Raw genomic sequence first — 24955 nt, 5'->3', positions numbered from 1 at the left:
GAGAAACCGACACCACACTGAGAACTGTTTCTTCGGATTACACGTCGAGCATAAATTCCCCATCCATCGATTTACCTGGCAATTCGTCAAATACGCTGACGGTGACCCCGGATATTTCCTTCGTTCTCTTTCCTGCCTATGGTCAAGAGTATATGAATCGAAACCGTTAGACGTTCAGTCGGTTATGCCTACCAAAGGCACAATAGCAGGCCGTCCGACCACGTTTTCATATACAGTACGACGAACAGGCAATGAGGGTATCCAACAAATCGACCGCAACTACGAGTACGGCAGTACACACACGCATCTGGTTCCTGCTCCTGTCTATACTGATTCAGAGTAATTGTTTTAGTCAGGGTAAGTATCTAGTGCTGCTGAACGATAAAGCGAACTCGCCCTACAGCGTCAATAAACCGGAGCAGTTTTTATCGCAACGGTCCATCCTACGTCGGCAAAAGCAAAACATCCCGGTTCGGGAACGCGATTTACCGGTCAATCCAGCGTATATAACCCAGCTGCAACAGGCGGGTGCCAAAATCTGGTTTCCGTCGCGTTGGCTTAACGCGGTTTTGGTGGAAGCAACCGACGCGACGCTGGCGACTATCCAAAAGCTACCGTTTGTAAAAGGACTTGACTTTAGCCGCTCGCTTTCCAGCCGCCGGATTAGTGCCGAAGCCACCCTCACAACGATCAGCAAATTGGCTAAAGTTGAGCAAGACTCGCTAGCCTACGGTGATTCAAAATTTCAGGTCGAACAGATTGGAGTTGATAACATGCATCGGCAAGGTTATCATGGCGAAGGCATGCTGATTGCCGTGCTGGATGCCGGTTTTCGAAATGCCAATCAAGTTCCTTTTTTGAAACCACTTTTCAGCGAAAGTCGGGTACTGGCCACGTATAATTTCGTTCGAAAAGAAACGAGCGTTTATGAAGGTGATGATCATGGCCTTCAGGCGTTGTCGGCTATCGCAGCTACGACTGACAATCAGTTATACGGGACGGCCTACAAAGCATCGTTTGTCTTACTCTGTACCGAAATAGGCAATTCAGAAAGCCGGCTGGAAGAAGCCAACTGGCTTTTCGGCGCAGAATATGCCGATAGCGTCGGTGTTGACGTAATCAGTTCATCGTTAGGTTATTCTACGTTCGACGATGCTTCAACCAGCTACACGTACCAGGACATGGACGGTAAAACGGCGCTTTCCAGCCGGGCGGCCCAAATAGCTACGGAAACGGGAATGGTAGTCGTGGTAGCCGCTGGAAACGAAGGCAATAAACCGTGGCGTTACATAACCGCACCTTCCGATGCCGTATCTGTGCTCGCTATTGGGGCTGTCACCCAAACCGGTCAGCGCGCTTCCTTTAGTTCGTTTGGCCCCCCGCCAGACGGACGCGTGAAGCCTGACTTGGTTGCCCGAGGGCAGGGCGTCGTCCTTGGCTTGGCTTCCGGCTTGATCGGAACAGGCAATGGCACTTCCTTCGCGACACCGTTGGTTGCGGGTCTGGCGGCTGGTTTCTGGCAGGCGCACCCCCAACTCACGGCTGCTCAGGTAACCGCGAGCTTGCGTCAATCAGGCAGCCAGTACAGCACCCCCAATGACGAGTTAGGCTATGGTATTCCCAATTTTGAACGGGCCTCCGCTCTGGCCGCTACCTACAGTCAATTGCTGGTGTATCCGAACCCATTTAGTGAAACAGAGCCACTGGCAGTTCAATGGGGTGAAATCGCAGCGAATACACCCATCGAGGCTACCCTTATCAATCTGGCAGGCCGTGTCTTATGGCGAAACAGCGCAACCTATAGTGGTCTTACCACTTTCGTTTTACCAAACCTAAATTTATCGGCAGGGTTATACTTTCTGACACTCGTTTCGGGTGATAAGAAGCGAACCGTGAAGGTGATAAAACGATAAGCGGATTTCGTAATACACTAAGAATCAATTTTGTATGGCAGCAATCCGGGTTATTCGGGGAGATATCACCAAGCAAAGCGTTGATGCGATTATCAACGCAGCCAATGAAAGCCTACTGGGTGGTGGTGGGGTCGATGGAGCCATTCACCGCGCAGCGGGTCCTGAGCTTCTCGCCGAATGCCGCGCGCTACACGGCTGTAAAACCGGCGACGCCAAACTTACCAAAGGATACCGTCTACCGGCCAAGTATGTCATCCATACCGTTGGTCCGGTCTGGCGGGGTGGTGCGCACGGAGAATCTGACTTGTTGGCAAGCTGCTATCATCGGTCGCTCGCTATTGCGCAGGAAAAGGCATTGGTGAGTATCGCTTTTCCAAACATCAGTACTGGTATTTACGGCTATCCTAAAGACAAAGCCGCCGAGATAGCAATTTCAAGCGTCAGGCAGGCGCTGGCCCAGCCCACTTCCCTCCAAGACGTTGTCTTTATCTGCTTTGACGCCGAAAATTACGATCGCTACAAAAAGCAGATCTACTAGCAAACGATTCAAACAATAAGGCGTTCCCGGTTAATCGGAGAACGCCTTATTGTTTGAATCGTCAAGCCTATTAGTCGTTTCCAATAACGGAACTGCTATCCGATTTTTGTCTGCGTTGTTTAACGTATGAGTTGTTATCAGAATTGTTTGGCTCTGACACTCGTTGTATTTTGTAATTCCGATCAGCCAGACTCATTGAAGGTGTATGATCGACCGTTATCCCGCCAGCAGGTTGTGCATTGGGTACCGACTTTTTGTAGTCAGCCAGACGCGCATCCGCCGGAGATGGCTGCTGAACAGCGACGCCGGCATTACTTTCCCAACGCCGAGCCGTAGCGGCTTTGTTGGCATGTTTATAGTTATGCGTCGAGTAAGTCGGGTCCTTACGGAGCTTTCGCTCATCCTGCGCCTGAGTTTGCACGGCAAAAGCCAGTAACCCCAGACTGATTAGTACTGTGAATGCAGCTTTCATAACTCTTTCTGTGGTTTTGTTATAAAGCAAAACTATGCTTTTTACTATACCATCAAAACAAGAAAAAGAGCTACTATATTTATAGTTAAAGCCGATTTTTTACCAGCGTATGCCTATTTATGGGTTTTTCAGTATAATTTTTGCCCGTTTTCACCATAAACAAGTGAAAATTCAGCATTTCGCTCCAACAGTGCACATTAATTTTTTTACTTTTTTGGTACCAGCAAGGACTGAATTTACGCCAAGGCAAGTGGTATAGGTCTATTTCCTTCTATCTAGCAGAAAATCAGCGCGTAACTAGTAGCTATTCATCTTCCGAATCATGCGAAGTACCGACTCGGAATCCGTTAGTTGTTGTACTTCATCCATCGATAACCAGCGAACGGCATTGACTTCATCGGTGAGGACAAATGGCTCGTTCGGATCGGCTTCGAGTAAAAACCGGATGTCGTAGTGCAGGTGTTCAGGCACGTCGCCACGGGCCGGAATGGGATGAACATCCACGTCGTAAATCTGCGGACTAATGGGCTTTAATGAGGTCAGTCCTGTCTCTTCTTCGGCTTCCCGAAACGCAACACCACCAATGTTGGGATCGCCATCGGCATGTCCCCCCGGCTGAAACCAGCGATCAAGCTTTCGGTGGTGGATCAATACGGTTTTCTGACGATCGGGGCTGACAATCCAGGCCGAGCCGGTCACGTGGCCAATGAGCAGACTTCGTTCAAAACAATCGGCATTAGCCTGGACAAAAGAAAGCGTGTCCTGGGTCATCGCTTGTTCTGTTGAATCGGCTGGCTGGTGCTGCTTTAGTAACGTAATTAGTGGATAACGGTGCATTATATTGGTATTTCTGCGTAAAAAAATGCAATTTGGTCCAGTTTTCTGGATTACTCTATAGACAATCATGCGTAAACTTTCGCTTTCGGTCGCCACACTTTGCCTGGCGGCTCAGTTATCCACCGCTCAAATTAAGTTGCCATCACCTAGCCCTGGCGCAACGGTAGGGCAAACCCTTGGGACCACCGATTTCAGCATTACCTATTCCCGGCCGAGCCTGAAAGGTCGTACGCCCTTTACGGACGCGTTTGTACCAGCGGGTAAAGTTTGGCGGACGGGTGCCAATGGCGCAACGGCCTTCACGACATCAACGGATGTGATGATCAATGGCAAAACGCTCCCCGCCGGAAGCTACGCCATCCTATCGATTCCCGACAAGAACGACTGGACGTTGATTTTCAACAAAAACAAATCGGTTACCGAACAAAACTACAAGCAGGACGAAGACGTACTGCGCGTTCAACTCAAGCCAACGACGACGGGTGAAAAACTGGAAACGTTCACCATCGGCTTCAGCGATCTAACCGACAGCACCGCGAAACTAAACTTTATGTGGGCCGACGTTAAAGCAACGGCTGATTTGCGCGTTGACGTTTCGGCGAATGCAGCCGCCAACGTAGACAAGGCCGTAGCCGAAAAACCCGACGATCCGGCGGTATTGCAGGCAGCCGCCAGCTACAATCTGTCGAAAGGTCGTAATCTGGATCAGGCACTGAGTTGGATCGACAAGTCGGTGGCCGCAAAAGAAACGTACCGGAACCTGTTCGTTAAATCACAGATTCTGGGTAAGATGGGTAAATATGCTGATGCGCTGCCCGTTGCCCAGAAAGCGCTAACGCTCGGCCAGTCCTCAAACGATGCTGCTTTCTCCTTCTTCAAAGAGGGCATTGAAAAAAGCATCGCCGAATATTCGACCAAAGTACCCGCTACACCCGCCAAAGGTGCAAAAGGCAAGAAAAAAGCGTAAGCTTAGTAACTAATCAATAAAAAGGTCCGCTCCAGATTCTGGAGCGGACCTTTTTATTAAGCCCGAATCAATCGTTGAAGGACCCACGCAATACCGACAACCAACAGGCATCCAATCACGTTCAGCCACAGGAAAGCCGTCAGTTCAAAGTGCCAGCTGAGAATAACCAGAATCTCCGCGATGATGGCCGCCCAGAACGTAGCTGCGCCACCGATTGATTTGACGTAAAACGCAACCACGAACACGCCCAGAATAACGCCATAGAACAGGGAACCCAGAATGTTGACGGCTTCGATCATACTGCCAAACTGGTTGGCGAACTGCGCGACAACGATGCAGAATACCCCCCAGCCGATGGTAGCCCAGCGCGACACCGTCAGGTAGTGCGCGTCGTCGCCGTCGTGGTTATACAACCGCTTGTATACGTCGACGACGGTGGTGGAAGCCAGCGAACTGTAAGCAGCCGCAATGGACCCCATCGACGCGCTAAAAATTACGGCAATGAGCAAACCAATCAGTCCGTGTGGAAGGTAATCGAGCACAAACCGTAGAAACACGTAGTTCACGTCATTGGTATCCGCAGCGGGGTTGTTTTCTTTAATGAGTTTCACCACATCGTCTTTTACCGTTTTTAGCGCTTCGTCGGTTTCGCGTAGGCTGGTGGTGGCTGCTTCCTGCGCGGCATCGTCCTTGCGTTGGAGAGCGGCCTGCATATCAGCAACGACCCGCTGACGCTGGCTGGTCAAGTTCTGGTGCTTTATTTCGGCCAGTTGATACGCGCGGGCGTACGGACCTTCTTTGAGTTTGTCTGTTTCCTGCTTATTGAAAAACGTTGGCGACGGATTATACTGGTAAAATACAAACACCAGCACGCCAACCAACACGATCAGGAACTGCATCGGCACTTTCAGCAAGCCGTTCATGAGCAGTCCCAACCGGCTTTGTCCTATCGACTCTCCGGTCAGGTAGCGCCCCACCTGCGACTGGTCGGTGCCGAAATAAGATAGCTGTAAAAAGAAACCGCCAATCAGCCCTGACCAGATGTTGTAGCGACTGTTGGGATCGAATTTGAGGTCGATCAGATTCATACGACCGGCTTTGCCCGCTACGTGCAGCGCATCGACAAAGCCTACTCCATCGGGCAATAGTTTAACGGTCAGGTAACCAGCCAGTACCATCGCAAACGTGACAATCGCCATTTGCTGGAGGTGCGTGTACGAGATGGCTTTTGTCCCGCCAAAAACGGTATAGATCAGGACAATTCCGCCCATGATCAGATTGGTCCAGTAAATATTCCAGCCCAGAATGGTCGAAAGAATAATTGCTGGCGCGTAGATGGATAAACCGGTCGAAAGGCCCCGCTGGAGCAAAAACAAGCCCGCCGTCAAGGTCCGAACTCGTGCGTCGAAACGGGTTTCCAGGTATTCGTAGGCCGTAAAAATTTTGAGTTTATGAAAGATCGGCACGAACGTCACCGACAGAACGACCATAGCCAGTGGTAAGCCAAAATAAAACTGCACGAAGCGCATTCCGTCGCTGAATCCCTGCCCCGGTGCCGACAGAAAAGTTACGGCACTAGCCTGCGTTGCCATGACCGACAACCCAACATGATACCAGGGTAACGACCGACCGGCCAGCAGGTAATCGTCCATACTCTGGCTTTTTCGACTGCGGACGACACCGTACAGCATGACGCCCAACAACGTCAGAACCAGTATACTCCAATCCAGTGTACTCATGAAAGCCAGCGCATTAAAACGTAAAACAAAACGATTTCAACGGCTAGACTACCAATAACAATCGCGTAGAGCTGAGACCAGGAGCTGACAAATGGAGGCAAGTCGGACGGTTTTTCGGACATAAAAGGTGGGTTGATGACTAATAACGGCGAAATTAATGTAAATCTGACGATCCCTTTTGAATTACCTGCTGATTACCCTAGTTTGCGGCCGTACCTGACAACAAAGCCGCATGGAAAGCCAGTCTCCCCTTACCAACGAAAAAATGTTATTCGACCTCACCGGCAAAGTTGCCCTTATTACGGGTGCCAGCAAAGGTATTGGCGAAGACATTGCCCGGCTATATGGCCGCTTCGGCGCAAACGTCGTTGTAAGCAGCCGCAAGCAGGATGTACTGGACCAATTAGCCACCGACATACGGGCGCAGGGCGGAGAGGCTACTGGCATTGCCGCTCACGTTGGCGATATGGAGCAGCTAAAGCAACTGGTTGACAAAACGGTAAACGTGTATGGCGGCATTGATATTCTGGTCAATAACGCGGCATCAAACCCGGTTTTTGGACCGGCGCTCGACTGCGATGGTATGGCATTCGACAAGATCATGCAAGCCAACGTAAAGGCTCCGTTTGAGTTAAGTAAACTGTGTTATCCAAGCATGAAAGCGCGTGGTGGCGGCAGTATTATCATGATGAGCAGCATTGCCGGTCACACACCCGATCCCGGTTTAGGCATCTACAGCGTCAGCAAGGCGTCGCTCAATATGCTAACCAAGGTGCTGGCAAAGGAATGGGGACCCGACGGTATCCGCGTCAATGCCATTTGCCCCGGCCTGATCAAAACCAAGTTTAGTCAGGCTCTCTGGCAGAACGAGCAAATTCTGGACCATTTCACCAAACGACTGCCCATTGCCCGCATGGGTACAACCGACGAAATTAGCCCACTGGCACTTTTCCTGGCTTCGGATGCGTCCTCGTACAGCACTGGTAGTTTGTTTTATGCCGATGGCGGAACAGTAATCTAACCGTCAGCTGACATACGAGAAAGTCCTGCCCAAACTCAATAGGAACTGAGTTTGGGCAGGACTTTTCCTTTAGTTGATTTGTTTATTCTTCGTACTGAATACGGGCTTGCGCGTTACCCTCAAAGGTATTGCTGGCGTTGGCATCGTCGTTGATCGACGCGTAGTAACCAACCAGAATACCGTAACCCCCACTCCCACTGATCCGGGTATTGCGAATAGTCATAGCTGCGTCATGGCCGTAGAGCGCCAGATTGGCCCGCTTGCCCGATACAATCGCCTTGCTGCCCGCGTTGCTGATCTCGGCCTGATCGATGCTGTTTTGCGTACTCGTCGAGTGGCTCAAAATTCCGACCCAGTACGCCGTTGTGTTGGCTGCTCCGGTAAACCGGATCTTCTGTTCAGCCGTTCCCTTAGCCAGCAGATACCCTTCTTCGTTGATAATCACCGTGACATCGCGCGCAGCTTCGACGGTTACGCCCGGATGTAGACGCCAGCCAGTGCGTACCGCGATGGTATTCAGCAGCCGGTACGGCGTTTTATCGGCAAAACCTTTCCAGTTGATTTCGCCGTCGCTGCCGTTCGAATGGCCGATGTACGACCCATTCACTTCTACCACGTTACGCCCGTTGCCGCTGGTGAATACCGAAGCAACGTCCAGTTTGGCAACGTTTTCCGTCGATACGATGATACCGGCTTCGCTATTGTTGCTAAATACGTTTGTCGAAAACTCACGCAGAATCGCTTCTTCCTGAACAAGCAATCCATAGCCGTCATTTTGCGCGAACAGGTTGTTTTTCAGTGCCAGTTGGCTCTGCTTAAACATGGCCATCCCCGTTTTTTTACCGTCCAGCATGGTTCGGCTTCCGGCGTGTAATACCTCGACATGCTCCATCACATTAACATTGCTTTCGGAATACAGCATAATACCGATCCAGTACCCTTTGGTTTGCCCAACCCCGATGAAACGTATCTTTTTGTCGGCTGTTCCCTTGGCAATCAGGATTCCACCCTCGTCGTTGATGTCAAACCGTACATCCCGCTCAAACGCAATTACAACGCCGGGCTTGATGGTCAGTTCGTGCTTAACGGCAATGTTTCTGGGAACTACATAGTCCGGCAGATTCGGACTAGCAATGCGATCCTCCAGTATTGTCTTCACCGTAATGTCTTTATCCAGCGTCAGCGGCTGCGCAACAGAAGCCGTAACCAGAACTTTGTCAACGTTTGTTATAGCCCCGTTCGAAACAGCTACCTCCAGTTCGTATTCGCCCACTTCATCAGGTACAAACGTTGGCTTGGCCGTAGTGGGTGCCGTTAACGTGACCGTACTGGCCGCTGGTTTCTTCGTCACGGTCCATTGAAACGTGATAGCTTTACCCTGACCATCGTGCGATGCTGTACCATCTAAAGTTACGATTTGTCCAACCTGAACTGTCTGGTCAGGACCTGCGTTGGCGGTCAGCGCATCAACGGGTTCGACCTGCGGTTTTTTACAGCCCGCCACGAGCAACGCAGCGCTTAGCAGCAAGGTACTTACTTTTTTAACGAATGCCAGCCTCGTGGGGCGAGGACCTTGAGCATGGGTAGCAACGTAGTTCATGTTCTTTGTTGTTTGACAGGATTGATTTGATTACGAAAAAAAAGTGCGCGGTTTCGGATCGTCCACTCGCGTTTATTGGATTGTCTGGAAGTATTGATACAATGAAGCCAGTTCTTTCTCGCTGTACTGAGCGGTCATTTTCCAGGGCATGTTGTCGTTGTTGATCTGATGGCCGCTGGGCGTTTTACCCGTACGAAGCGTATGAATAAATTGCGCCTGCGTCCATTTACCAACGTGGCCGGTACGGGTCAGATCAGGTACGGGAGGCATACCGGGTGCTACTGGCTCACCGCCTTTCAGCGTAGGCTTGTGGCAACCACTGCATGAAATTGACAGGTACTTACCCTGAGCGATGCCTTCGGTCGTGTCGGCGCTAGCCACAATAGGTAGTTTGTGGTCGATTTTTTCCACCGACAGCAAAGGCATCTTGTCGAGATAAGCCATTACGTTGACTACTGGGCCGAGTTTACTGGCGGGCACCACATGGTCAGCCGCTGGCACCTGCTGGCAGTACACAATGATGGCCTGTAAATCCTGCTTCGACAGTAACGTTGTTTCGTGCGAAGGCATAAATAACAGCGGACGTCCGTTTCGATCAACACCGTGACGCAGGGCAGTCAGCCAATCGGCGGTGCTGTAATCAGCGGGTAATCCGCCTTTACCTTTTGTCAGGTTAGCAGCGACGAGCCGACCCAGCGCCGGATCGTCCATCATGATTTTGCCGTCGAGCTTTTCACCATGACACTCAATGCATCCTTTGATTACCGCCAAGTGTTCGCCCCGCTTCACGATGCTGCTGTCGCGGGGGATGTCTATGGTTTCGGTGGCGAAGCTGTGTTTCGTTGCCGTTCGCTGGTTGATATTGTTGGTGATAAAGAAATACGCAATGAGGAGTATGACGGCCAGGCTTAGCACGATACCGCCGATCCATTTACCAATTTTTACGAGTGCTTTCATTCGTGTTGTTGTCTTTTGGTTAACGGGCCTGCCAACGGCCTTTTAACGCTGCAAAACTCAACACCAAAGCAGGCTCACCACCTACGCGAAACGGATAAGGAACTACGCAAACCGGATTATCGCGAAAAAGCCGTTTTCAATTCAGGCAGCGAAGTCGGCAGTTAGCCACACCCTTTTCGCAGTTGACTGTTGTCCGGATTTACCCGGCCTGGTCTATCGCCTATTTTTGAACTACTCCGCTAAATCGTCCCGGCTGGGCTCTTCCAAAGGCATAACTTATGGTCTCTACTGTACTAAACTCTGACGATATTTTCAGCTTCAAAGTGGTTGCCTCTCCGCAGGACGTACCCCCGACGCCTACCTGTACCGCAACCGATACCTTCGACCAGTACTGCCACCCCGACGGGGGTTCGTTTAAGCTGAAAAGTGCTTGCTTCCCGCATATGCACGTGCTGGACATGCGCTGGAATACCACAAAAGATCTGGAACTCCACGACGAAAGTCCGTCCGATAGCATCCGCATTAATTTTAAACTCGACGGCTACCTTCACACGCGTTTCAGCGGACTCAAGCACGCGCTCGATATGAGTCCGCAGAAGCACAATCTGATCTACGTTCCGGAGGGAAAAGACATAAACTCGGTGAAAGGAAACCAGTTAATCGCCATGTTGCATATCAATCTGGATAAGAATTTTTTCGCGTCGGCCATTGGTCATGACGATGCCTGGAGCGAACGATTGTTAACCGATCTGGCTCACCAACGTCCCTTTTCGGCGGCTACGGCTCCGCTGCCCATTACGCTACCGATGCTTCATTTGATCGAGGGCATCCGAAACTGCAACGCAACGGGTCCCATGCGGAATTTGCTGATTCAGTCCAGAGTACTCGAATTGGTAGCGCTGGAAATCGACCAGCTTAAAACGTCCCCGGCCCATGACGACACAATCCGGCCCGACGAAATCGAAAAACTGAATCGGCTGAAAGCGTATCTGGACGCTAACTTTCTATCGGATATGAGCCTGGCCCAGCTGAGTCGCCACTGTCTACTGAACGAGTTCAAGGTGAAAAAAGGCTTTAAGCAGCTGTTTGACACGACCGTTTTCAACTATGTGCGCAAGCTACGCATGGATTACGCCGGGCAGTTGTTACGCCATTGCACCCTTACCGTCGATGAGGTAGCCGACCGGCTTGGTTATGAACATTCGCAGCATTTCTCCATCGCTTTCAAGAAGTATACCGGACTAACCCCTTCTCAGTATCAGCACGGCAAACACCGGACGCTCGCCAACTCTTTCCCGACTGTTTTTGCCTGATTCGACACTACCGATTAACACGGCTATCGAATTCTTCCATGAACGAATCGATGGGTTTCAGTTCGCAGTCCGACGATAGAGCGGTGAACCGTTGACTGGCGATGATCAGCTTAGCCCCCTCTTCCGGCTGGCAGTCAACGGTATACCCTTTTCGCTGAACAACCATTGCCAGCAGGTCGGCATTCAACCAGCTTTCGTTCCACACCAGCATGGGCTTGTCTCTTTCGCTGGTACACAACGAAAAGCGTCTTGCTGGACTGCCAACGCCGTACCCGTGCTGCTGTAGAAAGACCTCTTTTAACGGATCGCTATAGTCGCAGGCCAGTTTGAACAAGGTGTTGTCATAGAAGAATAAAGAAAGGTTGGTAATCGGTACACCCGCTACTGTTGCGTTAGCTGCGGTGAATGTCCGGATGTGTGTACAGGGTAACGCGATTGTTCCTTTCACGTAGGATTGATCCTGCTCCGTAAACGCAGTGGCATCAAGCGAATCCGGTTTCGTAAAGCCAATGCGGTATTTTCCCAAGCCTGCTACGGTTGACTGAGCACCGCTTAAATACGGCAACAAGAATAGAACAAACAGAAAGTAACGAACAAACATCGTCTGGACAGTGAACGGTATCAGCAATATATCGTTTACGGCCCGAAAAACCACTCGCTTTGATTAACGAGACTGTTTTAGGGATTTGTCTTGTACAGTCGACTGAATATTTGCCCCAGAAAGAACCGGAGACTGATAATGGCGAGCAATAGTGCGAAATGCGACCAGTCGGTGACGGTTAGTGTCCGGATGATACCCGCTCCGCTTTTGAACGACAAAGCCGTTACCAGATCGGCAGCCAGCCGGTATTGCAGCCCGCTAACGACCCTGGCTGAATGCCCCGACAGCAGGTAACGAAAGAACGTTCGGCCCGCACTCAACCCAATGAGCAGTGACCCCACAAAGTCAACCAGCGTGGCGATGACGCTTAGTTGAAAAACGTCATGCAGCATCATCACGCGCAGCGGAAGTAGTTGACGGAACCGACGGACTGGTTGAACCACGCCGATTTTCTTCGTTGCGTAGCTCCCGTTCCAGGAAGTAATTAAGTGCCGTTCGCAAGACAGCAATAGCGGCCAATAACCCGATGTCGTTCCAGGTCGGCGCGACGGCGGTTTTAAGAATATCAGCCCCCAGTTCCAATTCCAGCGCCAGCGCTAATGAACGTCCCAGCGAAAGACGGATTTCTTCTTTTGGCACAACCAGACTGTAATCGGTGATTACGGCCCGCAGGTAATTCCACAGCGCCCGCGCCGACGAAATGGCAATGACAATAGCAGCCCCTGCTTCGACCCAGCGAGCAAGCGTCAGGGTTAACGTTTTGATAATTTCCTCCATACTAGGCTATAATAACCAGCGCCGTGAAAAAATGGCTTGTGCAACCGCTTAGTAATTAGCCGGACCATCGAAGATGACCGCGTTAGGGCCATCGTTTTCAATAAATAATCCATCACCGCTATGAACAAGCGCTTACTGATTATCGCTTCCGGCTTATTGATAAGCGGACTATCCGCCTGTAGCCGCTCGCTGGACCAAACCGTCGCTCCTGCGACTTCGTTCGCCAAAGCTATCTGCGTTTTTCAGTCAGATTCAACGGATTTTTATTCGGCTAAGGCTTTATTCGAAACGGATATAGCCGCTGAAAATAACTGGTCTACCTGGGGAACACCCTTGTTCGACAAAACAGAACCGGTTACCTATATGCTCAACAACAGGCGAACCGCAAACCGGGAAAGTGTAAAAAAAGTCTTCATACAGCATGACATTAAAGAATTGCTGGTTGGTCGGCAGAACGGTAGAAAGGTTGTGTCAATTCGTTATGAAGAACGGCGCAGACTCGCCCCCCTCCGACTAAAGAGTTTATGACCTTTTTTCTTCTTCACAAGCATTATCAAAATACTTTTATACATTTGTATCGCAAACGATATAACCATAAACGATACAACCAGAAAATGAAAACGGTATATCAAACAACAGTAAAAGCAGTTGGCGGACGGGATGGCCAGGTTTCCAGCGAAGATGGCGTATTGACGCTTGACGTTCGGGTTCCTCAATCGATGGGCGGTCCGGCGGGCAGCTTTACGAACCCGGAACAACTGTTTGCGGCTGGTTATGCGGCCTGTTTTGACAGTGCGTTGAATCTGGTAGCCCGTCAGCAGAAGCTAAAAATAAACTCAACGGTTTCGGCCACAGTTGGCCTTCAGATGACAGATCCGACCAATTTTAATCTGGCGGTTGAGTTAGCCGTTCAGATCGAAGGCACTGATAAAGCCACGGCACAAGCGTTGCTGGAGAAAGCACACGCTACCTGCCCGTATTCCAAAGCGATTCACAACAACGTGCAAGTCAACCTACAGTTGATCGACTAACGTATGAGCCTGGGGCTACACTGGTTCTGGAAATAGGTTCTTTCGACTGCCAGAACCAGTGTAGCCTATTTTCCTGGATTAACGTCTTTGAACACGATTAACCGGGTGATCGATCTCTTTAAATCGGTATCTTTACCAATCAGCCGTTACTCTAACCGATTTTGATGGAAACCGTTGAACAACTCAAACTAGCCAACCAGGTATGCTTCCCGGTTTATGCAGCCTCAAGGCTAATTACCAAAGAGTATCAGCCTTATCTGGATAAGCTTGGCATTACGTACCCTCAATACCTGGTACTCCTGATTCTTTGGGAAAAGGATACCGTTCCCGTATCGGAGATTACCCAGAAGATGCTGCTCGATACCAATACGGTAACTCCGCTCCTCAAACGGATGGAAACCCTTGGGTTTATCGAACGGCAACGCTCCAAAGAAGACGAACGGAAAGTGATCATCCGACTAACGCAAAAGGGAAAAGCCTTGCAGGCCGATGCCGCATCCATTCCCGAACGTTTGGTCGGCAGCTTGTTATCCGAGGAGATAAAACTGAATGAGTTGATTCATCTAAGGGATCAGCTACAGGTGCTGATTCATAATTTATCCGCAAAGCATCAGGCGAGTTAGCGATGAACAAAAACATACTGCTGGTATTGGGATCGCCGAACGCAGCGGACGGAACGTTAGGGCCGATAGCCCTGAGCCGTTTGCGGGTATGCCAGCAGCTTTATTCCGAGCAGCCGCAAAAAATTGGGTTAACGGGTGGGTTTGGCCCTCATTTCAACACCTCACCCAGACCGCACGCTTTTTACCTGAAAGAAGCACTGCTAGAGGCAGGGATACCGTTCTCAGCCATTATCGCCCTGATCGAGTCCAGCCATTCGGTGGAAGACGCTACGCTATCCAAGTGGCTTATTGACGAGTACAAACCGGACCAAATAACCATCGTTACGTCAGACTTCCACGCTGAACGAGCAAGGATCATTTTTGATGCTGTCTACGCTCCTTTCAGCAAGTTTACGTTTGTGGCCGCTTCGAGCGATTCGATTGAGCCGTCACTCATTATGCCCTTGATTCAACACGAAAAGGTCGCCATTCAGGATCTGCGTGATCATGGTGTGCGTTTTTAAGCGGCAATCGTTGCTCAATCCTCACGACCTACCTTTCGATATTCCTCGAAAACGCTTAACAGCGGATAAGCCGTAGTTCCCGTTACTAAACCCGCCGGCCCGTGTGATTGATAGTACGTCACCGATTCGACGCCCGCATTAGCTAACGCGTCCAGACTTTGGTGCGTCCAGTCGGCGCCGAACTCGTTTGTTTGACGCAGATCGGCGGGGGTATTCAAACGCTCGGTAGCCGTATTGGTAACGGTTGTGTAACGCGGTCGTAGCGTAACGGGCGAAATGTGAACTGGCTTGCCACGCGCCAACTTTTTAGCAGTCAGTACGGTCTCAGTCTGTCCGGCAATATTTTCCCATAATGTCAGGTCATCGCCGGCATGGGCCTGAGGATTGACGGAATACGTCACAAAGTCAACAAGCTCAACATCAAAAGGATTGCGGTTGAACTCAGCGAAGTTGTCGTCCGTTCCGCCCCCAATCGTCACGCCCGGCCACTGTGCCCGTATTGCCGGAACGAGCGTATGCAGCAGTTCGTCCGAGGTTGTCAGCGTGGCCTCGTTGAAGAGAAGCAGGAAACTTACCAAACTAAGTTGATTGCCTAAAAAATTCTGTAACCGATCCAGTTCATCAGTAGGATCCTCCCCAAAAAATACGGCTAGTTCAAGAGGAACTGCCAGGCGTCGCGCATCGGCAATGGCGGCAGTTAGAAGCGTTTGCCAGTTCGGTAAGCTAAAAAACACATCGGCCCGTAGATGGGATAGGTCTAGCTGACGCAATAAACGAGCCTCGTCGTCGGTCAACGGGGGTCCGCCCGCCCACTGTCCTACACCGATGCGTGGCTGAGTCGGTTCCATACGGATCACCGCCGGATTGATTGCCCGAACCTCTTTCTCGGCAATCGGTGCTGTCAACTCCGATACAGCTTTTCGGAATACCACCCGTTGCCAGAATTCGTCGTCAGTCGAAACGGTTGCGGGAAAAGGAATCGTCAGGGGTGTCGAATACGTTTTGAACGATGCATCGGTCCAGTTTCGCTGGTCTTCCGTTTCAAACACATCACCCGAAAAGTCGAGCTGCCAGCTAGAACCCGAAGTCGGTTTCCAGCGTAAGGTCTGAATGTTCAGAAAAGGTTGATGGGGACTGATAAACGTCGGGAAATACCCATCCGTAATCGTGCCGTCGGGAGCGGCTACCTGCGCGGGTTGCCCCAATATTCCATCGATTGGATGAAGTACACAAATGCCGATCCGGTTTTTCTGAAAAGTATTGAGTGCCTTCCCGATAAAATCGAACGCAATTGTTCCGTCGGCGTCGCCCTGGATACGAATGTGTCCAGTCATCTGAATACCCAGATCGTCCGTTTGCCATGTATACGCCACCTGAAACGAATCGCCTGTTTGATGAATTTCTTCATCGCTGATAGTCAGTGTAGCCGTACTCCAGTTGTGGTCCCGAATGGCGAAATAAATCATCCGAACGATTTCGGCGTCGTCGGTTGTCAGATACCGTAAAAAGCCGTTTTCGTAGCGAACCTGTACGGAACCGGCCCGCAAAAATTGGGGTGACTGGCTCATTTGGTGGTCAAGATCAAGATTTTATCATCTGCTCCCTGTGCCTTCGCGGTAATCATACCGGACTGACTATTAAGCGTGGCGGCTGCCGATTGATTGGTAACCGGGTTGAACCATTGTGCCTGGTAAACGTGATTGAACGGATTGTACAATTTTACCGTGCCTTCGGTGGGTACATACGCCATGACGGTTTTGTGATCGTCGGACCGGACAACGGCTACGTATCGGTTGAGCGCGTTTGGCGTAGCGGGCTGCTCGGCTAGTAGATCCTGGGCGGGTTTGAGCTGCCACCAGTTGTAACGGGTCATTAAGGCGTTCATGTAGCCGATCTGCACACTACCCGGCAGTTTGATGCATTCGTCCCAGGTGGGCAACCCTTCTGCCTTCCCGTGATTCAGCACTTCTTCGCCGAGTCGCAGCCAGGGCCAGATACCAGCCGCTCCGTACGTAATACCCGAAACCGGTGTCGAAAAAAGACTCCAGTAACTGGCATTTCGCACGTCTTTGTCCACCAGATTAGGGCCGATGCGCTCGTAAACCGGCTCCATGTTGATCAGGACTTTAGGCGGTAATTTCCCCCACTCGCGCGCAACAGGTCCGTCGGTAATCCAGCGGATGGTAGACGGATTACTATCGTGCCCGGTCTGGTAACCGACAATGTCGAGCCAATCTTCCTGAGCGTATTCTTTTCCGATCCAGGATTGTCCACCCGGATGCAGGGCCACTACGCCCGGATGCTCCCGGTTGAAAACCGCCCGCCCGATATTTTTCCAGCGCTGTTCGTATTCTTGAATGTATTTGCCATCTCCTCCCAATATCCAGATAACCTGGTTGCCTCCGTACCGTGCCACCATGTAACGGGCCAGCAACGCGGCTTCGCCGTCGGGCAAGTAATAGCCCGGACTTAGCTCGCGCCCTTCCGCAACGGGCAACGCCCAGAGCAATACCGGCGCAGCGACAAGTCCGTACTGGTTGATTTCGTCAATCTTTTTGTCCAGATGCCGGAAGTAAGCCGGGTTGATGCGAATGTGACCGCTGCCTTCAAACGCCACCTGCCCTTCGCTGTTGGCCGCACAACCGCGCCACTGCGTAGCCGCAAACTGAATAACGTTGTACTGATTCCTGACCCGATCCTGAAGGTACATGCTCCACTCGGCATCGGTCGATTTGAGTGTGCCATTCCAGGCGGTACAGGCTGTAAAAAAGAAAGGCGTACCGTCGGCGTGGGTAAGGGAATACGACCCTTTCGGATGAACGATGCTTCCTTTCGTATAGATAGCCAACGACGATTTTGAAGCTACGCAACTGAATTGGCCGGTTACGTTATGCAACCCGCTATTCAGCGTGTCGGAGCAGATGGAACGATAAGTCCAGTTTCCCGTTTCGTCGGGTGCGAAGCGTACTTTCCAGCTTGACTCGCCATCCCAGAAGCCGCTCACCGTTTTTTTCTTTCCCGACGGCGACATGAACTGAACATCAAACGTTTTCAGGTCATACAGCGGGTCCGAGTAGCTTTTGGCGCTTGTAAAGGCTTTTTCGAATTTCATCCATCGCCCGGTCTGGGCGAAGGTAGCGATGCCGGTCAGCTGTAATGCACAAATAAGTACTGTCGTCAGTAGGTGGGTCAAACGAATCATTGGGTTGTGTCAATCGGTTGCTAATGCCATAATTTTTTCCTCGGTTGCTTCGCTTCTGCTCAATTCACCAGACAACTGCCCATCCCGTACGACCAAAATACGGTCTGATAGAGCCAGCAGTTCGGGCAGCTCACTCGAAATAAGCAGAATACCTTTCCCTTGGGCGGCCAACTGACGAAGGAGCGTGTAGATTTCTGCTTTCCCGCCCACGTCGATGCCGTGCGTTGGCTCATCGACAAGCAGCAGGTCGGGATTGGCGAGTAACCAGCGGGCCAGCATCGTTTTCTGCTGGTTGCCACCACTCAGATTTTCCACGCGAACGTTTACAGAAGGCGTCCGGATACCCAGCTGCTGCCGAAACGATTCCGCCAGTGCCTTCACCCGTCCGGCTCTGAACCACGGCCCGGCAACGGGTGGCCGAACGGCGACAATGTTCTGGGCGACGGATTGCTCCATAAACAAACCGAGCCGTTTACGCTCTTCGGGTAGGTAACCAATTCCTAGCCGAACCGCATCGTCCGGGTGGTCGATTTGCACTACCTCGCCATTTAGTCTGACGATCCCCGAGCGTTGCTTATCGATGCCAAAAATAGTGCGAGCAATTTCGGTACGCCCGGCTCCTACCAAACCAGCCAGACCTAGAATTTCGCCCCGGTGAAGTTGGAAGCTAACCCCCTGAAAACGCAACCCGCCCAGGTTTTCTACTTGCAGCAATACATCATTTGTAGCCGACGACGTATTTTGTTCAGCGGTGATTTCCCGACCTACCATGCGATTAATCAGCCAGTCTGGCGTTACGTCTTTTATTCGCTCCGTTCCTTGATAGGTACCATCTTTCAAGATCGATACACAATCGGCCAGAGCGAAAATTTCCGTTAGCCGGTGCGAAATGTAAACGATGGCTTTACCCTGCGCCCGCAACTGCCGGATGAGTGCAAACAACGTAGCTGTTTCTCGCTCCGTGAGGGATGCCGTCGGTTCGTCAAGCAGTAAAATTTCCGGATTTTGCGAAAGCGCTTTGGCAATTTCAACCATCTGCTTTTGCCCCGGCGACAGGTCAGCAACGCGCGCCTGGGGCCGAATGTCGTTCAGAGCCAGTTGATTGAGTAGTTGCTGAGTCTGTTCGTACAAAGCGTTGTATTGAATCAAGCCAAACCGATTGTAGGGCTGTCGATTGGCAAAAATATTCTCCGCGACCGTCAGACTATCGATTAAGCTCAATTGCTGGTAGACAATCGCGAGACCCAACCTGGTAGCCTCCGCCGGTCCGGTGATTTGTACGGGCTGATCACGAAGCAAAATCTGACCCGCATCAGGACGCAGATTGCCGGTCAGGATGTTCATCAGCGTACTTTTACCGGCTCCGTTCTCTCCACAGAGTGCGTGAATTTCGCCCGCCCTGATGTAAAGCGATACGTCGTTCAGCGCTTTCACGCCGGGAAAGTGTTTGCTTATGTGGCGGAGTTGTACCATCTATCGTTTCAACGGAATGACTTCGTTTCGTTTTGCTGAATCGTAAGCTGCATAGACCAGTCGGACGGTTTCAAAATTGTCGGCTCCGGTGGTTTCAGCGAGTCCAGCGCCCTGTCGATCTGGCTCCTGTAAATCAGCCAGTAGGTTCTGATTGCAGGCTACAATCGAGGAATGAACGACTGCGTAGTCCGGGTCGGCCCAACTGTAGTTAGGCGGAGTAGCATGGGTAGTAACCGTCCCGTTTGCCGTTGTCGTTTTCAGCACATAATCATTCGTCAGCACGACCGACCCAGCCGCTCCTTCAACACTCACGAGCGTTTGGGGAAACGCTTCCCGTTCCAGCAACGACGCATACGACATCTCAGCGTAGCAGGTCAAGCCGCTTTCCATCCGGAGCAGCACATTGGCTACATCCTCCCCGTTTATCTGTGGATTCACCCGCGTTGTCTGGCAATAAAGCGATTCGGCTTCTCCAAACAAAAACCGACAAATATCCAGGATATGAGAGCCAATATCGGTGAGAATAAACTGGTCGAGATCAGCCAGAAACGGCTGATTGTCGAACACCGGAAAAGCCGAACAAAAGCTAACCCGCGCCTTAAACGGTTTACCGATCACCCCCGAATCGAGTACCGACTTCAGGGCACGAATGGGCGTTTGCCAGCGAAAATTTTCGTGGATGTACAGCCGGACACCCGCTTGCTGGCACACGGTCAGCATCTGTTGCGCATCGTTCAGGCTCGGCCCCATCGGTTTCTGACAAATCACGTCGAGCCCTCGTTCAGCCGCTTTCGTGGTAAACAATACGTGCGTATCTACGTCGGTGATGATGTCCACAAAGTCGAGTTCGTGGGCGTGGTTGTCGAGCAGTTCGTCAATGGTATCGTACACGTTCGGCACGCCAAACTGTTGAGCGACTCGTTCAGCTTTGGCACGCGTGCGGTTATAGAGCGCGATGAGTTCAACCCCGCCGACCTCAAACCAGGCTGGAATTTGGTAATTGGCCCAGAAGCCGGTGCCGATTACGGCAAATTTTAGTGGTTTCATGACTAAGCCGGTTAATGCGAACTCAATGTCTGTTGTTTCAAATCAATAGGCCGCTTTGGAAAATCTCGATTTTTTACTTTTAGCTGATTTTATTTGATTATTCCAAAATAGCCTTACATTTGCACGTACTCTACTGTACTCTACTGTATTAGTCAAATAGTGGCCAAATGTAGTTTCTTTTTCTTACTATGCAATAAATCCTCAAAAAAGTTATACCTATTATGCAAGACAGCGTTGCCGTTACTGACCAGCCGAAATACCAGCAATTAATTGAAACCGTGCTGACGGGTATTGAGCAGGGAACGCTATCGCTTGGTCAGCAGTTGCCGTCTATCAACGAACTGGCTACGACGCAGGGAGTAGCGAAAGTAACGGTTGCCAAAGCGTACGAGGATCTCCGGCAACGGGGTATTGTGCGCTCACAGCATGGCAAAGGTTTTTACGTTGCCAGTACCAACGTGCGTACGTCGCTGAATGTGCTGGTCATCTTTGATACGCTCAACGCTTACAAAGAAACGCTGTACTACTCTCTGAAAGCGGCCTTGCCGGAAGACGCTACCTTGAGTGTGTTTTTCCACCACTACGATTCGGCGGTTTTTGACACACTTATCCGTAACAACCTGGGTCGCTTCAACGCCTATGTGCTTATGCCGCATTTTGACAGCGACGTTTCCGAAATCGTGGCACTGGTTCCACCCGAAAAATTACTGTTACTCGATCAGACAATTCCTACCTTGTCCGGCGATTTTTCGGCGGTTTATCAGGATTTCGAAGAAGATATTTTCAATGCGCTCTCGGCGGCTTTTGATCGCCTTCAGCACTACCAGCGATTAACGCTTGTTTTGTCAAAAGATCGCTTTCAGTATGTCCCGGCAAGTCTGCAAGCCGGCTTTAACCGGTTCGGTCAGGTTCACGACTTTCCTGTCCGCATCGTCGATACGTATTCGGCGGATCTGGTGAAGGAAGGTGAAGCGTTTCTGCTCTTTGCCGACCGCGACCTGGTGAGTTTTCTGAAAGATATTGACCAGCTGAAATTAGAATTAGGCAAACAGGTCGGACTGCTTTCGTACGATGACACCCCCATGAAAGAAATTCTGGCGGGCGGTATCAGCGTCATTTCGACCGACTTCGCCCTGATGGGCAAAACGGCAGGCCAGCTACTGGCTGACCGTCAACGCGATAAGGTTGCGAATCCGGGTGGTTTAACGCTACGAAACTCGCTTTAAGCCATGCAACTCGGCATCAGCACGTACACCTATGGCTGGGCAGTTGGCGTGCCAGGGAACCGCCCCGCTCAACCCCTCGACGAGCTACGGCTACTGGATCAGACCGTCCGGCTTGGCGTGCGGCTGGTGCAATTCGGCGATAACTGGCCGTTGCACGAACTAGCGGACGAGCAGTTAGCGGAATTAAGCAGACAAAGCGTTCAACAGGGGATTACGCTGGAGATCGGCGCACGCGGCCTTACCGAAGCGCACCTTTACCGGTACATTGCCCTTGCCGACCGGTTGCAGAGTCGTCTGCTCCGGTTTGTCCTGGATACGGTCAGCTACGAACCGTCCGTCGATGTGGTTATCGATCTGTTGAGAAATGCCTTACCCGATTTGGACGGAGCGAACCTGACGCTTGGTATCGAGAATCATGATCGGCTACTGGCGCGTGAATTTGCCGACATTGTTGAACACGTGGGCAGTTCTCGCGTAGGCATTTGTCTGGATTCTGTCAACTCGATGGGCGCCGGTGAAGGGCTGGCCGAAGTGGTACGAACACTAGCCCCTTATACGGTCAACCTACATCTGAAAGACTTCGGCATTCAGCGGCTTCCGCACCTGATGGGCTTTCGGATCGATGGCCGGATCGCTGGTCAGGGAATGCTTAACGTACCGTGGCTGGTGGATCAGGTAAGCCAGTACGGACGTTGCCAGACGGCCATCCTGGAGCAGTGGGTCGTGCCCGAATCAACGCTGGCGGATAGTATCCGGAAGGAAGCCGTCTGGGCCGAAGAAAGTCTTACGTACCTAAAAAATAGTGGCTTGTTTACGGTTGACCATACATCTTAGAAGATCCTAAACCCAAAACCAATGACCAAAATTGCTTTAGTAGGGGCCGGTGGTAAAATGGGCTGCCGCCTGACCGACAACTTTAAAAAGCTGGCTAGCTACGACGTTTCTTACCTCGAAATTGCACCCCAGGGTATTGAAAACCTGCGGCAACGGGGCGTAACGGTCTGCGAGCCGGGGCCAGCCGTTTCGGAAGCCGACGTGGTCATTCTGGCGCTGCCCGACGTGGCTATTGGCAAACTTTCGGAGGAAATTATCCCGCAAATGAAACCGGGAGCGCTGGTATTAACGCTCGACCCAGCCGCTCCGCTGGATGGTGTCATCGCCCACCGCGACGATTTGGGCTACGTCATTGCTCACCCCTGTCACCCGTCGGTGTTCAACTGGGAGCCAACCGAAGCCGCCTTCCGCGATTTCTACGGTGGTATTTCGGCTAAGCAGTCGGTTGTGGTGGCGCTGATGGCCGGAACGGAAGAGCACTACCAGCTGGGCGAAAAAGTTGCTCAGGATATGTACGGACCGGTCAAGGATACGCACCGCATCACGCTCGAACAAATGGCTATTCTGGAACCCGCTATGGTTGAAACGCTGGCCCAGACCTGCATGGAGGTGGTGAAAGAAGGCTACGACCGGATTGTTACCCTTGGTGTGCCCGAAGCAGCCGCCCGCGACTTTGTGCTCGGTCACCTGCGCATTCAGATTGCTGTGCTGTTCAAGGAAGTAAACGGGACGTTTTCGGATGCCGCGTATAAGATTTCCAAACGTGCCAAACCGATCCTGTTCCGCGAAGGCTGGCAGCGTATCTTCGAGATGGACGACATCCGCGAGCAGGTGAAAGACATTACGGCTCGTTAACCGCTCTGTCCGCTAACGACTATTCCTAGACCCATGAAAAATTTCGTTTTGCTGATGCTGTTCTTGTGTATTCAGGATCAATTGCTGGCGCAGCAGCCGTTTACCAACGGTTGCCTGAAAGTGTCTGACAACAAACGCTACCTGGTTCACCAGAATGGTAAACCTTTTTTCTGGCTGGGTGATACGGCCTGGGAACTGTTTCACCGGTTGAATCGCGAAGAAGCGGATCAGTACCTGAAAAAGCGGGCCGAGCAAGGTTTTACGGTAGTGCAGGCCGTGGCTCTGGCGGAATTTGACGGTTTGAACGAACCGAACCCCTACGGAGACACCCCCCTTAGCGACTACGACCCGACGAAACCCAACGAAGCATATTTCAAGCACGTCGATTACATCGTTGACAAAGCGGCTCAGTACGGTATCGTTATCGGGTTTCTGCCAAGCTGGGGGGACAAACTGTTTAAAAGCACCTGGGGAAAAGGACCGGAAATTTTCAATCCTACCAACGCTCGTACGTACGGGCGGTGGCTGGGCAATCGCTACAAAAACCGGGAGAATATTGTCTGGATTTTGGGTGGCGACCGAAATCCGCGCGACGGTTCGCAGGATGTAGCCGTCTGGCGGGCCATGGCCGAGGGGATTCAGGACGGCGTTGGCGGATCCGCTAACGCGTTGCTATCCTATCACTCACAACCGAACGGACTCGACGGTGGAGCGGCCAAGTGGTTCCAGAACGAGCCCTGGTTTGACTTCAACATGCACCAGAACGGGCACTGCCGGTTTACGCCCATCTACGACAACATCAGCGTATCATACAACCGCCAGCCAACCAAGCCGACGATGGATGCCGAACCAATTTACGAAGATCATCCGGTCTGTTTCAACGCCAAAGATCTGGGCACGTCTAACGCGTATGATGTACGCTTGTATGCGTACCAGGATCTGTTTGCGGGAGCGCACGGGCATACGTACGGTTGTCACGACATCTGGCAAATGTACAGCTCGAAACGGCCATCGGTCAACAATCCGCATCTGTTCTGGCCCGAAGCGCTCGATCTGCCCGGTGCCAAGCAGATGAAGCATGTTCGAACGTTAATGACCGCCCGCCCTTTGCTGGATCGCGTACCGGATCAATCGCTGATCGTTGAAAACAACCTGAGTCCGGCGGAGCGCATTCAGGCCACGCGCGGCAAGGATTACGCTTTTGTGTACACTACAGTTGGAAAGCCTTTTACGGTAAACCCCGGTAAGATTTCGGGGAAAACCGTTACCGCTACCTGGTATGACCCGCGTTCGGGAAAAAGTCAGTCGGCGGGTACGTTCGACAACCAGCAGCCCAAGTCATTTACGCCCCCCTCGAAGGGTTACGGGCAGGATTGGGTGCTGATCCTCGATGATGCGGCCAAACAGTACGCACCTCTATAACATC

25 protein-coding genes are annotated in these 24955 nt (G+C 51.6%); 13 read left to right on the top strand and 12 right to left on the bottom strand.

The features are described 5' to 3' along the window. Positions 1-251: 251 nt before the first annotated feature. Positions 252-1913, top strand: a complete 1662-nt coding sequence (locus M0L20_RS17640; RefSeq protein ID WP_248478295.1) for a S8 family serine peptidase — start codon at positions 252-254, stop codon at positions 1911-1913. 34 nt (positions 1914-1947) lie between these two features. Next, the gene (locus tag M0L20_RS17635) at positions 1948-2451 is read left to right on the top strand and encodes an O-acetyl-ADP-ribose deacetylase (protein ID WP_248478294.1); all 504 of its coding nucleotides are present in this window, start codon (positions 1948-1950) and stop codon (positions 2449-2451) included. 70 nt (positions 2452-2521) lie between these two features. Here the strand turns inward: M0L20_RS17635 and M0L20_RS17630 are convergent, their stop codons facing one another. Then, positions 2522-2923, bottom strand: a complete 402-nt coding sequence (locus tag M0L20_RS17630; RefSeq protein ID WP_232562258.1) for a hypothetical protein — start codon at positions 2921-2923, stop codon at positions 2522-2524. 297 nt (positions 2924-3220) lie between these two features. Beyond that, entirely contained in the window at positions 3221-3760 is a 540-nt protein-coding gene (locus M0L20_RS17625) for an NUDIX hydrolase (RefSeq protein ID WP_248478293.1), read from the bottom strand. A gap of 67 nt (positions 3761-3827) precedes the next feature. On the opposite strand from M0L20_RS17625, the gene M0L20_RS17620 reads away from it, so the two are divergent. After that, entirely contained in the window at positions 3828-4727 is a 900-nt protein-coding gene (locus M0L20_RS17620) for a DUF2911 domain-containing protein (protein WP_248478292.1), read from the top strand. 56 nt (positions 4728-4783) lie between these two features. On the opposite strand, the gene M0L20_RS17615 is transcribed toward M0L20_RS17620, so the two are convergent. Further along, on the bottom strand, positions 4784-6466 hold the full coding sequence (locus M0L20_RS17615) for a sodium:solute symporter family protein (protein WP_248478291.1): 1683 nt from the start codon (positions 6464-6466) through the stop codon (positions 4784-4786). Between the two features lie 232 nt (positions 6467-6698). Here M0L20_RS17615 and M0L20_RS17610 point away from each other — a divergent pair, with 232 nt between their 5' ends. After that, a complete protein-coding gene (locus tag M0L20_RS17610) occupies positions 6699-7487 on the top strand; it encodes a glucose 1-dehydrogenase (RefSeq protein ID WP_248478290.1) in 789 nt (262 codons plus the stop codon). A gap of 82 nt (positions 7488-7569) precedes the next feature. Here the strand turns inward: M0L20_RS17610 and M0L20_RS17605 are convergent, their stop codons facing one another. After that, positions 7570-9087 carry a right-handed parallel beta-helix repeat-containing protein gene (locus tag M0L20_RS17605; protein ID WP_248478288.1) on the bottom strand — a complete coding sequence of 506 codons (1518 nt, stop codon included), beginning with the start codon at positions 9085-9087 and terminating at the stop codon, positions 7570-7572. 72 nt (positions 9088-9159) lie between these two features. Next, positions 9160-10044, bottom strand: a complete 885-nt coding sequence (locus M0L20_RS17600) for a c-type cytochrome (RefSeq protein ID WP_248478286.1) — start codon at positions 10042-10044, stop codon at positions 9160-9162. Positions 10045-10322: 278 nt separating this feature from the next. On the opposite strand from M0L20_RS17600, the gene M0L20_RS17595 reads away from it, so the two are divergent. Beyond that, positions 10323-11357: a helix-turn-helix transcriptional regulator gene (locus tag M0L20_RS17595; RefSeq protein ID WP_248478284.1), complete on the top strand. Its 1035-nt coding sequence runs from the start codon at positions 10323-10325 to the stop codon at positions 11355-11357. A gap of 7 nt (positions 11358-11364) precedes the next feature. On the opposite strand, the gene M0L20_RS17590 is transcribed toward M0L20_RS17595, so the two are convergent. From M0L20_RS17590 to M0L20_RS17580, 3 genes are all read right to left on the bottom strand, one after another. Beyond that, the gene (locus tag M0L20_RS17590) at positions 11365-11958 is read right to left on the bottom strand and encodes a hypothetical protein (protein ID WP_248478283.1); all 594 of its coding nucleotides are present in this window, start codon (positions 11956-11958) and stop codon (positions 11365-11367) included. A gap of 77 nt (positions 11959-12035) precedes the next feature. Next, positions 12036-12353 carry a DUF1622 domain-containing protein gene (locus tag M0L20_RS17585; protein WP_248478282.1) on the bottom strand — a complete coding sequence of 106 codons (318 nt, stop codon included), beginning with the start codon at positions 12351-12353 and terminating at the stop codon, positions 12036-12038. Next, positions 12340-12735, bottom strand: coding sequence for a DUF1622 domain-containing protein (locus M0L20_RS17580; protein ID WP_232562248.1), 396 nt, complete (start codon positions 12733-12735; stop codon positions 12340-12342). The genes M0L20_RS17585 and M0L20_RS17580 overlap by 14 nt, the downstream gene beginning before the upstream one ends. Before the next feature lie 120 nt (positions 12736-12855). Between M0L20_RS17580 and M0L20_RS17575 the strand changes: the two genes are divergently transcribed. From M0L20_RS17575 to M0L20_RS17560, 4 genes are all read left to right on the top strand, one after another. After that, positions 12856-13263, top strand: coding sequence for a hypothetical protein (locus M0L20_RS17575; RefSeq protein ID WP_248478281.1), 408 nt, complete (start codon positions 12856-12858; stop codon positions 13261-13263). A gap of 86 nt (positions 13264-13349) precedes the next feature. After that, positions 13350-13766, top strand: coding sequence for an organic hydroperoxide resistance protein (locus tag M0L20_RS17570; protein ID WP_248478280.1), 417 nt, complete (start codon positions 13350-13352; stop codon positions 13764-13766). A 164-nt stretch (positions 13767-13930) separates the two neighbouring features. Next, on the top strand, positions 13931-14389 hold the full coding sequence (locus M0L20_RS17565; RefSeq protein ID WP_248478279.1) for a MarR family winged helix-turn-helix transcriptional regulator: 459 nt from the start codon (positions 13931-13933) through the stop codon (positions 14387-14389). 2 nt (positions 14390-14391) lie between these two features. Further along, positions 14392-14892, top strand: a complete 501-nt coding sequence (locus tag M0L20_RS17560; protein ID WP_248478278.1) for a YdcF family protein — start codon at positions 14392-14394, stop codon at positions 14890-14892. A 14-nt stretch (positions 14893-14906) separates the two neighbouring features. Here the strand turns inward: M0L20_RS17560 and M0L20_RS17555 are convergent, their stop codons facing one another. From M0L20_RS17555 to M0L20_RS17540, 4 genes are read right to left on the bottom strand one after another with little or no spacing between them, the layout of a single operon-like run. After that, positions 14907-16460, bottom strand: coding sequence for a D-apionate lactonase family protein (locus M0L20_RS17555; protein WP_248478277.1), 1554 nt, complete (start codon positions 16458-16460; stop codon positions 14907-14909). Continuing rightward, positions 16457-18094, bottom strand: a complete 1638-nt coding sequence (locus tag M0L20_RS17550) for a glycoside hydrolase family 140 protein (protein WP_248478275.1) — start codon at positions 18092-18094, stop codon at positions 16457-16459. The genes M0L20_RS17555 and M0L20_RS17550 overlap by 4 nt, the downstream gene beginning before the upstream one ends. A gap of 9 nt (positions 18095-18103) precedes the next feature. Next, positions 18104-19567: a sugar ABC transporter ATP-binding protein gene (locus tag M0L20_RS17545; RefSeq protein WP_248478273.1), complete on the bottom strand. Its 1464-nt coding sequence runs from the start codon at positions 19565-19567 to the stop codon at positions 18104-18106. After that, the gene (locus M0L20_RS17540; protein ID WP_232562240.1) at positions 19568-20614 is read right to left on the bottom strand and encodes a Gfo/Idh/MocA family protein; all 1047 of its coding nucleotides are present in this window, start codon (positions 20612-20614) and stop codon (positions 19568-19570) included. Positions 20615-20835: 221 nt separating this feature from the next. Here M0L20_RS17540 and M0L20_RS17535 point away from each other — a divergent pair, with 221 nt between their 5' ends. From M0L20_RS17535 to M0L20_RS17520, 4 genes are read left to right on the top strand one after another with little or no spacing between them, the layout of a single operon-like run. Next, complete coding sequence (locus M0L20_RS17535) at positions 20836-21840, top strand: GntR family transcriptional regulator (protein ID WP_248478271.1); 1005 nt, start codon at positions 20836-20838, stop codon at positions 21838-21840. 3 nt (positions 21841-21843) lie between these two features. After that, positions 21844-22674: a sugar phosphate isomerase/epimerase family protein gene (locus M0L20_RS17530; protein ID WP_248478269.1), complete on the top strand. Its 831-nt coding sequence runs from the start codon at positions 21844-21846 to the stop codon at positions 22672-22674. Between the two features lie 21 nt (positions 22675-22695). Further along, complete coding sequence (locus M0L20_RS17525; protein ID WP_248478267.1) at positions 22696-23529, top strand: phosphogluconate dehydrogenase C-terminal domain-containing protein; 834 nt, start codon at positions 22696-22698, stop codon at positions 23527-23529. Positions 23530-23562: 33 nt separating this feature from the next. Beyond that, positions 23563-24951: a glycoside hydrolase family 140 protein gene (locus tag M0L20_RS17520; RefSeq protein WP_248478265.1), complete on the top strand. Its 1389-nt coding sequence runs from the start codon at positions 23563-23565 to the stop codon at positions 24949-24951. The last annotated feature ends 4 nt before the right edge of the window (positions 24952-24955 follow it).

This window comes from Spirosoma liriopis (assembly GCF_023196085.1).
Taxonomy (GTDB): Bacteria; Bacteroidota; Bacteroidia; order Cytophagales; family Spirosomataceae; genus Spirosoma; species Spirosoma oryzicola.
Note: the sequence above shows the minus strand (reverse complement) of the source record. Positions and strands in the feature narration are given on the sequence as shown.